The 13,113-nt window shown below is 36.6% G+C and carries 10 protein-coding genes; 9 read left to right on the plus strand and 1 reads right to left on the minus strand.

Annotated features, from left to right (window positions below; genetic code table 11):
- Positions 1–38: 38 nt before the first annotated feature.
- On the minus strand, positions 39–1,103 hold the full coding sequence (locus C8C84_RS07145; protein ID WP_121312874.1) for a hypothetical protein: 1,065 nt from the start codon (positions 1,101–1,103) through the stop codon (positions 39–41).
- A 221-nt stretch (positions 1,104–1,324) separates the two neighbouring features.
- Between C8C84_RS07145 and eno the strand changes: the two genes are divergently transcribed.
- From eno to proC, 9 genes are all read left to right on the plus strand, one after another.
- Positions 1,325–2,617 (plus strand): phosphopyruvate hydratase, encoded by a 1,293-nt coding sequence (gene eno / locus C8C84_RS07150; protein WP_121312875.1) that lies wholly within the window; start codon positions 1,325–1,327, stop codon positions 2,615–2,617.
- A 194-nt stretch (positions 2,618–2,811) separates the two neighbouring features.
- Positions 2,812–4,149 (plus strand): peptide-N-glycosidase F-related protein, encoded by a 1,338-nt coding sequence (locus C8C84_RS07155; RefSeq protein ID WP_121312876.1) that lies wholly within the window; start codon positions 2,812–2,814, stop codon positions 4,147–4,149.
- 92 nt (positions 4,150–4,241) lie between these two features.
- Entirely contained in the window at positions 4,242–5,771 is a 1,530-nt protein-coding gene (gene guaA, locus C8C84_RS07160) for a glutamine-hydrolyzing GMP synthase (protein WP_121312877.1), read from the plus strand.
- A 95-nt stretch (positions 5,772–5,866) separates the two neighbouring features.
- Positions 5,867–7,906, plus strand: a complete 2,040-nt coding sequence (locus C8C84_RS07165; RefSeq protein ID WP_121312878.1) for a LysM peptidoglycan-binding domain-containing protein — start codon at positions 5,867–5,869, stop codon at positions 7,904–7,906.
- Positions 7,906–8,310 carry an OsmC family protein gene (locus C8C84_RS07170; protein WP_121312879.1) on the plus strand — a complete coding sequence of 135 codons (405 nt, stop codon included), beginning with the start codon at positions 7,906–7,908 and terminating at the stop codon, positions 8,308–8,310. The genes C8C84_RS07165 and C8C84_RS07170 overlap by 1 nt, the downstream gene beginning before the upstream one ends.
- A complete protein-coding gene (locus C8C84_RS07175; protein ID WP_370453653.1) occupies positions 8,310–8,549 on the plus strand; it encodes a DUF3820 family protein in 240 nt (79 codons plus the stop codon). The genes C8C84_RS07170 and C8C84_RS07175 overlap by 1 nt, the downstream gene beginning before the upstream one ends.
- A 111-nt stretch (positions 8,550–8,660) precedes the next feature.
- Positions 8,661–10,277 (plus strand): CTP synthase, encoded by a 1,617-nt coding sequence (locus C8C84_RS07180; RefSeq protein ID WP_121312880.1) that lies wholly within the window; start codon positions 8,661–8,663, stop codon positions 10,275–10,277.
- Between the two features lie 45 nt (positions 10,278–10,322).
- Entirely contained in the window at positions 10,323–12,218 is a 1,896-nt protein-coding gene (yidC, locus tag C8C84_RS07185; protein WP_121312881.1) for a membrane protein insertase YidC, read from the plus strand.
- 72 nt (positions 12,219–12,290) lie between these two features.
- A complete protein-coding gene (gene proC / locus C8C84_RS07190; protein ID WP_121312882.1) occupies positions 12,291–13,091 on the plus strand; it encodes a pyrroline-5-carboxylate reductase in 801 nt (266 codons plus the stop codon).
- Positions 13,092–13,113 lie beyond the last annotated feature (22 nt).

A 13,113-nucleotide genomic window follows, 5' to 3' on the forward strand; every position in this document is an offset into this window, starting at 1 on the left:
ACTTTTGCCTCTTACTTATTAAATTTTTATACGGGGAATTATTCAGAAACAACATATTTGCTGTGGATGTTTTCAAATTCTCCGTTATTTTTTAGAAAAGTACCATTGGTTACAAACCAACTGTCATACAATATTTTTTTGGCAGATTGAATGGTATTATAAACTTCATAAAACGAATTCTTTTTAGCATTATAATTTCTAACAACCTTATTGTAGTTAGCAACTGTCTCGTTTGTTTGAGAGGCATTTGAATTCTTTAGTACTTGAAGTGCATTGTGTTCATCTACATATTCATTAAATAAGTTGGCGAATTTTGCTTTTTGACCATTGATGAAATTGGAGTATTTTATATTGGCATTGTTAAGCGTATTGTCTTTAAAATTGTCGTTGTACTGGGTTGTTTTTACCATTGTAGCTTGATGCATAACGGTGATGCTGTTCAAGCAATCAGTAAATCCTTTTTTGTCTCTAGCTTTGATTACAGTAGTTAGTTTTTGGTCAATCACATTGATTTTATAGAACAAAATATTTTGATAAGCATTGTATTCTAAAACATTCTTTCCGTTGCTGCTTTTGAAATTGATATTGTATTTGGTTCCAAAGGCTTTCTTGTTTTTCTCGTAGCTTTTCATCTCATCATAATAGCTGGCAAGGTCTTTTTCTTTTTGATTAAAATTTACGCCAATTTCTGCCAAAGACAAAGTGCTTTGATAATCATAATCGTTTAAAATTAAACTTCCATTAAGCAATGATTCTATCGTTTTTTGGTTCATTTTGATAAAACTGTCTCTTAGCAAAGTATTGTTTTCAAATCCTTTATTGTTGTTTCTCAAATTGGCATTAATACTTTCTAATTTCTCTATAATTTTCCCGGCAGTAGCGTTAGATCTTGAAGCCAATTGCGTTTCTACTATAGTCACTGAATAATCCATCAATGATTTCTTAATAAACATCTCGTTCTTTCCAAAGTCATCCATGTAAGCATTGATATAACGATAATCTTGAGAGTATAAGGAAGTAGGAGCAAAGCCAACCAATAGAATTAAGCAAAATATACTTGATAAATTGTTTTTTGAGATGTTTTTAAAAGATGAATTTTTCATGACAGATGTATTTAATTATTACTGTAAAATTAGACACAACTCGAGAGTACATTGTTATCTAATATTTTATTAAAGTTGTATAATTAATGGTAAAACCAATTGGTTGGAAGTTTTGATTCTAACTAAAACGATTGCGTTTATAAGTTGTGCAAATAATTAATAATCTCGTTTTTAAATTTCTTAAATTTGTGAACCTAATTAAAATCTAAAAACAATATACTATGAGCATTATCATAAAAGTTCACGCAAGACAAATCCTTGATTCCAGAGGAAATCCAACCATTGAAGTAGATGTAGTAACCGAAAACGGTGTTTTAGGACGTGCGGCTGTTCCAAGTGGTGCTTCAACCGGAGAACACGAAGCAGTAGAATTGAGAGACGGCGGGAAAGCCTATATGGGGAAAGGTGTTTTGAAAGCGGTTAAGAATGTAAATGAGACTATCGCTTCTGAATTAATGGGTGTTTCTGTTTTCGAACAAAATCATATCGACCAATTAATGATTGAATTGGATGCAACACCAAACAAATCAAACCTTGGTGCCAACGCTATTTTAGGCGTTTCTTTGGCAGTGGCCAAAGCAGCTGCAAACGAATTAGGTTTGCCATTATACCGTTACGTTGGTGGTGTTTCTGCCAATACTTTACCGGTACCCATGATGAACATCATTAACGGTGGTTCACACTCTGATGCGCCGATCGCGTTCCAAGAGTTTATGATTATGCCCGTAAAAGCCACTTCGTTTACGCATGCGATGCAAATGGGAACTGAAATTTTTCACAACTTGAAAAAAGTTTTACACGACAGAAATTTGTCTACTGCGGTAGGTGATGAAGGAGGTTTTGCACCAAATCTTGCCGGTGGAACAGAAGATGCTTTGGATACGATTAAAAAAGCAGTTGAAAATGCCGGGTACAAATTCGGTGACGAGATAATGATAGCGCTTGATTGTGCTGCATCTGAATTTTATGTCGACGGAAAATACGATTACACCAAATTCGAAGGCGCCACCGGAAAAATCAGGACATCAAAAGAACAAGCAGAATATTTAGCGTCATTGGCTACGAACTATCCAATCATTTCTATCGAAGACGGAATGTATGAAGACGATTGGGAAGGCTGGAAATACTTAACCGAATTAATCGGGAACAAAACACAATTGGTTGGAGACGATTTATTTGTAACCAATGTAGAACGTTTGTCTCGTGGAATTAATGAAGGAATTGCCAATTCAATCTTAGTAAAAGTAAACCAAATCGGTACTTTGACGGAAACGATTGCAGCCGTAAACATGGCGCACAACGCCGGTTATACTTCGGTAATGTCACACCGTTCGGGAGAAACGGAAGACAATACGATTGCCGATTTAGCGGTTGCTTTGAACTGTGGACAAATCAAAACCGGATCGGCTTCTCGTTCAGACCGTATGGCGAAATACAATCAATTATTAAGAATCGAGGAAGAATTAGGCGATACGGCCTATTTTCCCGGCGTAAGAGCTTTTAAACAAAAATAATTTTCAATCATTATAAAATGTCAACACCCAACAGTTTTATCAATTTGTTGGGTGTTTTTTTATTTTATAAGTTCTAATTGATATTCAAAAGAATAAGCCCTTTTGAAGCGTAATTTTTTTCTTATTTTAGCACTCGAAACAACTGCCGAAGCGCGGCCGAATTGTAAGGAGCGTAGCGGAATAACAACTTAACTATGAAAAAATATTACATCTTAGTGCTTTCTGTTTTTGGATTAATGCTGACTTCAAAAGCACAAACTGCAATCTCGATTTATGACAATGTATTGTTCTATGACGGGTATGCTGCATTGGTAAATGTCCCTACTGATCCCGATGTTATGCGATTGAGAAACGATTTGTTTACTAAAAAACTGACTACTGATATATTAGATCAAGTTGGGAGTACACTTCAACTAAATGTATTGATTACTGCAGCTTGTGATAATTATGACAGAATCGGAAATGTGAATTTGGCTTTAGTGCCAAAGGGAGCAGCAACCTACAATCCTGATACAACAAGTCGAATAGAATTAGGCAGATTTATCACGCCTTTTATGAATAAAAATATAGAGCCAAGTTCTGTTCCTTATACTTTTACAGTCAACAATGCTGCCAAAATTTTAAAGGACAGTTACCTGAATTCAATTTATGATTTTTGGATTGAATTAGAAGTTTTTGGTGTGCCTTATGCTGCCAATACCCAAGTGGCTGGTTGTGCCGGAAGAAATGATGTCTTTTTTGGTACTTTAGAATTTGTAACCAATGAAGATACCACAATTCCAAATGACACTTTTATTTTGCCTTTAAACTTCAAAAAAGATTTGAATAATTACACGACTAGTGCTTCAGATGCAATAGGAACAACGGTTAGAACCATTAATTTTAACCTTGTTTCACCAATCAACAATGCTAAATTTCATTTGATCACATCCAATCACGGAGCCAATTCAGGTGGAGAAGAATACAACAGAAGATGGCATTATATTTCTTTAGATTCTAATCAGATATTGTCTTATCGTCCGGGCGAAACTACATGTGAACCATACAGGGTTTTCAATACACAACCTAATGGGATTTATGGGGCAAGTCCAAGAACTCCTGCGCAATGGCAATCTTTTAGCAATTGGTGTCCGGGTTCGGTTATTCCAATTCGTGAAATAGCTTTAGGGAATTTAAGCGCCGGAACCCACTCATTTGTAATTTCGGTTCCCGATGCTGTTTTTGTTGGCGCACAAGGATATATTCCTGTTTCATTATACTTGCAAGGCGACAATACTGTTTTGAATGTCGAAAGTTTTACTCAGTTAGATTTTGATTATTATCCAAATCCAACCAGAGATAACATTACCGTTAATGCCAATAGCATGATTAATTCAATAGAATTGTATGATGTGCAAGGAAGAGTTTTAATAAAAAAAGTAGCTGACGAAACTCAGGTTAGTCTTGATGTCTCAAATTATTCAAACGGAATCTATTTCCTAAAAGTAAATTCGGATAATGGTGAGAAAACCAAGAAGATTGTAAAAGAGTAGGTTGAACACATAAATTTGCGGCAAAAGAAAATTCCTTTAAAGAATCTTCTTTTGCCGTTTTTTATTTTCAAACGAGAGTAGTACTTTTGCGCATGCAACACAACGTACTTATTTTAGATTTCGGTTCGCAATACACACAACTTATTGCACGCCGCGTTCGCGAATTAAATATATTCTGCGAAATTTTCCCTTTTAATCATTTTCCAGATGATTTATCGTCCTACAAAGCAGTTATCCTTTCGGGTAGCCCTTATTCCGTAAGAGCCGAAGACGCTCCTCATCCTGATTTATCCCAAATTCGAGGCAAAATGCCTTTACTCGCCGTTTGCTATGGTGCGCAATATTTAGCCCATTTCAATGGTGGTGAAGTAGCGCCAAGTAACATTCGTGAATACGGTAGAGCGAATCTGTCATTCATCAAAGACGATGAAGCCTTTTTTGAAGAAGTAGCTTTGAATAGTCAGGTTTGGATGAGTCATAGCGATACTATCAAACAATTGCCAACCAATGGTGTATTGTTAGCCAGTACCAAAGACGTAACTAATGCTGCTTATCGTATCGAAGGTGAAAAAACTTATGCGATTCAATTCCACCCCGAAGTATACCATTCAACGGACGGAAAACAAATTTTGGAGAACTTCTTGGTGAAAATTGCCGAAGTGCCTCAGAATTTTACGCCAAATGCTTTCGTAGAAGATTGTGTGAAAGATTTACAAGACAAGGTTGGGAATGACAAAGTGGTTTTAGGACTTTCCGGTGGTGTAGATTCAACAGTAGCTGCTGTTTTATTACACAAAGCCATTGGCAAAAACCTCTATTGTATTTTTGTAAACAACGGTTTGTTGCGAAAAAATGAATTCGAAAATGTATTACACCAGTACAAGGATATGGGATTAAACGTAAAAGGCGTTGATGCTTCAGAACGTTTTCTTTCTGCCTTAGATGGAATTGAAGAGCCGGAAGCCAAACGAAAAGCCATCGGGCGTGTTTTTATCGAAGTGTTTGATGATGAAGCCCATCGCATTGAAAACGTAAAATGGCTGGCACAAGGCACAATTTATCCTGATGTAATCGAATCCGTTTCGGTAAAAGGACCATCAGCGACTATAAAATCACATCACAATGTTGGTGGTTTACCGGATTTTATGAAACTCCAAATCGTAGAACCTTTGCGTATGCTTTTCAAAGATGAAGTACGTCGCGTTGGAAAAACATTAGGCATCGACCCGGAACTTTTAGGGAGACATCCATTTCCCGGGCCCGGATTATCAATCAGAATTTTGGGTGCAATAACCCCTGAAAAAGTTAGAATTTTGCAAGAAGTCGACGCTGTTTTTATCAACGGTTTAAAAGAACATGGTTTGTACGATAAAGTTTGGCAAGCCGGAGCTATTTTATTGCCGGTCAATAGTGTTGGTGTGATGGGTGATGAGCGTACTTATGAAAAAGTGGTAGCGCTTCGTGCTGTAGAATCAACTGATGGAATGACGGCAGATTGGGTTCATTTGCCTTATGATTTCTTAATGAAAATCTCTAACGAAATTATCAATAAAGTAAAAGGGGTGAACAGAGTGGTTTATGATATCAGTTCAAAACCGCCTGCAACAATAGAATGGGAATAGTTTTTGTTAACAGTAAATAGTTAATGAAAAAAGAGTGAATTACCATTGCAAGTCAAAAGTTTTGTTAACTTTAACGTTAAATAAATGACCAATTTATGAAAAACCGAATTATTTTCTCACTGCTTTTTGTCTTTGGAACAGCCTTTTCTATGATGGCCAGACAGGACAAATATGTTAAGCACACTGTTGCCAAAGGAGAAACTATTACGTTAATCGCTCAAAAATATAAAGTTACTCCTTTTGATATTTATAAACTAAACCCGGATTCCCAAAACGGAATTGAATTGAACAGCGTTTTATTAATTCCGCCATCTACAGCAGAAAATACAATCACTGCTCCAAAGCAAACGCAACCTAAAACCAATTCAAAACCAACCACACATTTGGTGCAACCTAAAGAAACGCTTTTTAGTGTTTCAAGAAAATATGGAGTTTCGGTTGACGCAATAAAAGAAGCCAATGCAGAGTTGTTGAAAGAAGGTTTGAAAATTGGGCAAACGATAAAAATTCCTTCTGGTGTTGTAAGTCAAGAGACTTATGCCAAACCGCTTACGGAAAAACCTATTGTGGCGCCAAAAGAGACATCAAAACCTGTTGTAAAAAATGAACCAAAAGTAGAAACTCTAAAAGGAAATACTACTTATCATATAATCGAACCCAAGGAAACCAAATACGGTATTTCTAAAAAATACGGTATGACCATTCAAGAGTTGGAAAGACTAAATCCAGCAATTGTAAGTGATTTTCCTGTTGGTTTGAAATTAGTGGTTTCGGGAAATGTTCCGGCAACTGTTTCAAAACCTGTTGAATCGGCTGAACCAATCAAAGACCTGTCAAAAGAGGTTAATCCAAATTCAGGTAAAAAATATTTACAAGAATATGTAGTCAAGCCCAAAGAAACGATTCAAAGTATTGCAGCCGATTTTGGAATTACTGAAACCGAATTAATTCAGTTGAATCCTGAATTGAAAAAAGGAATAAAATTAGGTATGATTTTACGCGTGCCCATGGGTCAAAAAATAAATATCCCCAAAAAGGAGCAAGGCAATTTGATGAAGAATTTAAATACTAATGCGAGAAAACAACTCGCATTACTTTTGCCTTTTAATATTTCAAGAATCGAAAACGATACGGTAAATTCTACTCAAGCACGTTTGAAAAAAGATAAGTTTCTGAATTTAACCTTGGATTTTTATTCCGGTGCTTTGATGGCGATAGATTCCGCCAAAGTTTTAGGGATGAATGTCGATATCAAAATTTTAGATTCTCAAGAAACCAAAAGTACTTCCAACGTAGCGAATTTGGTTCAACAAAATAATTTAGCCGGCATGGACGCCATTATCGGGCCATTTTATCAGTCTAATGTCGAGAAGTTAGCCGAATTGGTGGAGCCAACCAAAACACCTGTTATTTCTCCATTGTCGAAAGAAGTTGGCCAAAATTATTCCAATATGTATCAATCCATGCCGTCTTTAGAACAAATGCGTGGTTCGATTTTTGAGTTTATGAAAGCCAAAGGAGGCAATATTATTGCTGTGGTTGATGCTAAAAAAGGCAGTGTCAAACAATATATTCAGGAAATGCAAAGTGAGACAAAACTGGTTGGGTTAAGTGCAAAAGGTTCTTTTATTGCTGACAGTTTGAGAATTCATTTGCAGAAAGATAAAATGAATTATGTTTTATTGGCTTCTGAAAGTACAGGAATGATTTTGGCCACGACCAATGCGATGCTGGCTGCTCAAAAAGAATATCAAATGCAATTGGTCATCATGGAACCCAATGAAACTTTGGATTTTGAAGAGATATCCTTAACGCGTTTGACCAAATTAAAATTGTTGTATCCATCGCTATCAAGACCAAACGAGACAGTTGAAGCCAATCAGTTTGATGCCAAATACAAGAAGGTCAATAAAATCATCCCTAATCAGTACGCTATTCGTGGTTTTGATGTAACATTTGATGTACTGTTGCGCTTGTCTCAAGAAAAAACTTTCGAAGAAACGGTTCAAACCGATGCTTCAGAGCAAATGGAAAATAAATTTGATTACAGCCAAAATGCTACTTACGGTTACTCCAATAACGGCATCTACATTTTGTACTACGACACCGATTTAACCATCAAAGAAGCTTTATAATGCCAACCTCAAAAGTTACCTATTTAGGAGATTTAAGAACGTCTTCTATTCATTTGCAATCCGGAAGCGAAATCATTTCTGATGCTCCATTAGACAACAATGGCAAAGGAGAAGCCTTTTCGCCAACGGATACTGTCGCCAATGGGTTTGCCACTTGCATGATGACGGTAATGGGCATCAAAGCGCGTGAAATGGGTATCGATTTTACAGGTTCAACGGCAGAAGTAACTAAGATTATGGCGGCTGATCCTAGACGTATCTCTGAAATTCATGTGACTTTTGAAATGAATATCGAAGCTGATGAAAAAACCAAAACCATTTTGGAAAGAACCGCATTAACTTGTCCGGTACATTTCAGTTTGCATCCCGATATCAAAAGGGAAATTGTTTTTAATTGGAAGTAATTTTGAACGACCAACAAAAACTCCTCATCAAACTCGCGCACACCAAAATGCCGTTCGGCAAATATGAAGGTTACTATCTAATAGATTTGCCTGAGTATTACGTGGTTTGGTATTCCCAAAAAGGCTTCCCAAAAGGACAACTCGGTGAACAACTCCAACTCGTTTACGAACTCAAATTAAATGGTTTGGAAGAATTGGTACGGAATATCAAAAAGCAATATCCTAAGAAAGATTATTAAATTCTCAGATTGTTTTTTCTAAAAATCTAACGATCTAACAATCTAACAATCGAATTATAATTGTATTTTTGCCTCGTTTTTTACAACAACAACACAACAACATAATCTACAATGAATCCAACACAAACAAAATACATTTTTGTTACCGGCGGTGTGACATCTTCCTTAGGGAAAGGAATCATCGCAGCTTCTCTGGCCAAGTTACTACAGGGTAGAGGTTATCGAACGACCATACAAAAGTTTGATCCTTACATCAATGTCGACCCCGGAACTTTAAATCCATACGAACACGGTGAATGTTTTGTAACGGATGACGGTGCGGAAACCGATTTGGATTTAGGACATTACGAGCGTTTCTTAAACGTTCCGACTTCGCAAGCCAATAACGTAACTACCGGAAGAGTGTATCTTTCTGTAATTGAAAAGGAACGAAGAGGTGAATTTTTAGGAAAAACAGTTCAGGTGGTTCCTCACATCACCAACGAAATCAAAGACCGCATGCAATTGCTTGGACAATCAGGTGATTTTGACATCGTAATTACAGAAATCGGTGGAACGGTCGGTGATATCGAATCGTTGCCATATATCGAGTCGGTGCGTCAATTGGTTTGGGAATTGGGTGAATCTAATTCATTGGTCATTCATTTGACTTTAGTTCCTTATTTGGCGGCAGCCGGAGAATTAAAGACAAAGCCAACACAACACTCGGTAAAAACGCTGATGGAAAGCGGTATTAAAGCCGACATCTTAGTGTGCAGAACCGAACACGAATTATCGGACGAGTTGCGTCAAAAGTTAGCGCTATTCTGTAACGTAAAACGTGAAGCCGTTATCCAATCTATCGATGCTTCAACGATTTATGAAGTGCCGAATTTGATGTTGGAAGAAGGTTTAGACATCGTTGCGTTAAAAAAATTAAATTTGCCTAAAAAAGCCGCCCCAGATTTAAAAAACTGGAATACTTTTTTACACCGATTAAAACATCCGAAGCAAACCGTAAACGTAGGTTTGGTTGGAAAATATGTAGAATTACAAGATTCATACAAATCGATTTTAGAAGCGTTTATTCACGCCGGAGCTGCCAATCAAACTAAAGTAAACGTAATCAGCATTCACTCGGAATATCTTGATGAAAACTCTGCAGCTGAACAATTACAAGGTTTAGATGGAATATTGGTGGCACCTGGTTTTGGTGGTCGCGGGATTGAAGGAAAAATTGAAACGGTTCGTTATGCCAGAGAAAATAACATTCCGTTTTTCGGAATTTGTTTGGGAATGCAAATGGCGGTAATCGAATATTCAAGAAATATACTCGGTTTGAAAGATGCGAATTCAACTGAGATGAATGAGGAAACAAAACATCCGGTAATTTCTATCATGGAAGAACAAAAAAACATCACCGATAAAGGCGGGACAATGCGTTTGGGTGCTTGGAAATGTGATTTGACTGAAGGAAGTTTGGCCTATGAAATTTATGGCAAAAGCCAAATTCTAGAACGTCACCGTCACCGATATGAGTTCAATAATGACTACAGAAAACAACTGGAAGCTGCCGGTTTGACTGCTTCGGGAGTAAATCCTGATACCGGTTTGGTAGAAATCATCGAATTAAAAAATCATCCTTTTTTCATCGGTGTTCAATACCATCCGGAATATAAGAGTACTGTTGCAAATCCACACCCAATTTTTGTTAGCTTTGTGGCCGCAATGGTAAAACATAAAAAATAATGCTTATTGCTTAGAGCCTATTGCTTAAAGCTTAATTATATAAAAATGGAACAAAAGAAATTTGATTTTAATTCGATTATCGGCTTTGCTTTAATCTTCGTGATTATCCTTTGGATGATGTACAATAACAGACAAGATGAAGTAAAAGATCAGGACAAAGCCAAAACAGAAAAAGCAGCAGAAACTAAGGCGAAAGCAGAAACAACGAAAGAAGTTCCTCAAACCATAGCAGATACTTCGGTTGCCGATTCGGTTAAAATTCAAAAACTACAAGGAACACTAGGAAGCTTTGCTTACTCGGCTACTTTGCCTTCTGCTAAAGAAAACTTCACTACTATCGAGAATGAATTAATGGTATTGAAAGTTGCTAATAGAGGTGGTTATATTGCTGAAGCTACTTTAAAAAACTACAAAAAGTTCGATAAAAATTCGAAAGAACTGGTTGAATTAATCAAAAAAAACAATGCCAGTTTCAACTTGCAGTTGTTAACCAAAGACAACCGAGTGTTGAATACCAAAGATTTATTCTTTGAGCCAACTTTGACTACTGTTGACGGAAATCAAGTGCTTTCAATGAAACTAAAGTCGAGTGCCAATGCCTATTTGGAATACAAATATGTGTTGAAACCAAAAGATTACATGCTTGATTTTGACATTCGTTCTCAAGGGTTGAATACTGCGCTGAATACTTCAAAACCAGCAGATTTCCAATGGGATATGAAAACCTACAGAAACGAGAAAAGTATAGCGTATGAGAATCGTTATGCCGAAATCGTATTTGAGTATGAAGACGGAAAAGATGATTATGTAGGACAAGGAAAAGACAAAGAAGAAACACCTGAAAAGGTAACTTATATCGCTTACAAACAGCATTTCTTTACTTCGATTTTATTGACTAAAACACCTTTTGCATCGGCTAAATTGAAATCAAATGATTTGGTAAACGATGAAAATATTGATACTACTTTTACCAAAGAATTCAAAACAACTTCTGCTTTAGCGTTTGCTAATGGCGAATTGGATTATAAAATGAATTGGTATTATGGTCCGTCGGATTATAAAATATTAAATGAGTATGACAGAAACTTAGACGAAATTATCCCGTTAGGTTGGGGTATTTTCGGCTGGATAAACAAGTTTATTTTTGTGCCGTTATTCGGTTTCTTGGGTACGTTTATGGGATTGGGAATTGCGATTATTGTATTTACAATCTTAATCAAAATAGCGATGTCGCCAATTACTTTTAAATCTTTCTTGTCGCAAGCCAAGATGAAAGTATTGCGTCCCGAAATCATGGAAATTGGAGAAAAATTCAAAAAAGATCCAATGAAAAAGCAACAAGAAACGATGAAGTTGTACAACAAAGCCGGTGTAAATCCGATGGCTGGTTGTATTCCGGCATTGATTCAGATTCCGTTTATGTATGCTTCGTTCCAATTCTTCCCGTCAGCGATTGAGTTGAGACAAAAAGGATTCCTTTGGGCAGACGATTTATCTTCATTTGACGAAATCGTTAAATTACCTTTCTACATTCCGGTTTATGGTGATCACATCAGTTTGTTTCCAATCTTGGCGTCGATAGCGATTTTCTTTTATATGAAAATGACTTCTGGTGACCAAATGATGGCACAACCACCACAAGACGGTATGCCTGACATGGGGAAAATTATGAAAATCATGATTTATTTGTCGCCGGTAATGATGTTGTTGTTCTTCAATAATTACGGTTCAGGTTTGAGTTTGTATAACTTTATTTCTAACTTAATTACCATCGGAATTATGTTGGTGATTAAAAAGTACTTTATCAACAGCGATAAAATTCATGCCCAAATTCAAGAGAATAAAACCAAGCCAAAAACGGAAGGTAAGTTCCAGAAAAAGATGCGTGAAATGATGGAACAAGCTGAAGAGCAAAAAAAGCTTCAAAACAAAAAGAAATAATTTCCGAAATATAAATTTTCAAAACTCTGTTTAAAAATATATCTTTAAACAGAGTTTTTTTATTTTACAGCTATGAAAGTGCTAATCATCGGTTTTGGCAACATGGGGAAAACCTATGCCAACAGTTTTATCAGTTCGAGATTTATCAAGCCGGAAGACATTTTTGCTCTGGTCAGAAATGATAATTTTTCAGGAAAAGAGAACGGAATCCCGAAAGGCAATTTTTCGACTACAGCGGCTAATGAAATAGGCGATTTTGACATCGTTATTTTAGCCGTAAAACCACAAGATTTTGGTCATTTGGCGCAAGCTGTAAAACCCTTTTTGAAGAATTCGCAAATCATTTTTTCGGTCATGGCCGGAATTACTTTGGCAACTATAGAAAAGCAATTGTCTTGTTCCAAGATTGTGCGTTCGATGCCCAATATTCCAACACAAATCGGAATGGGAATGACGGTTTTTACAGCTTCTGCCAATGTAGATAGAAAGGAACTTTTTATTATTCAAAACCTAATCAACACCACCGGGAAATCGGTTTATGTAGAGAACGAAAAACTCATTGATGCCGCGACAGCCATTTCAGGTAGCGGACCGGCTTATGTCTTCTATTTCATGCAATCCATGATAAAAGCTGCGGTTGATTTAGGGTTTAATGAATCGGAAGCGGAATTGCTAGTCAATCAAACTTTTATGGGTTCGGTGGCGATTCAGAACAGCTATTCTTTATCCAACCAAGAATGGATTGCGAAAGTCGCTTCCAAAGGCGGAACTACTGAAAGTGCGCTACGCGTTTTTGAAAAAGGAAGTTTAGAAAACACGATTGTTGAAGCGGTTAAAGCAGCGAACGACAGAGCATTAGAATTAGGTTCATAAAAAAAGCGCAACTCATTAAAGT

The organism is Flavobacterium sp. 102, from assembly GCF_003634615.1.
Classification (GTDB): domain Bacteria; phylum Bacteroidota; class Bacteroidia; order Flavobacteriales; family Flavobacteriaceae; genus Flavobacterium.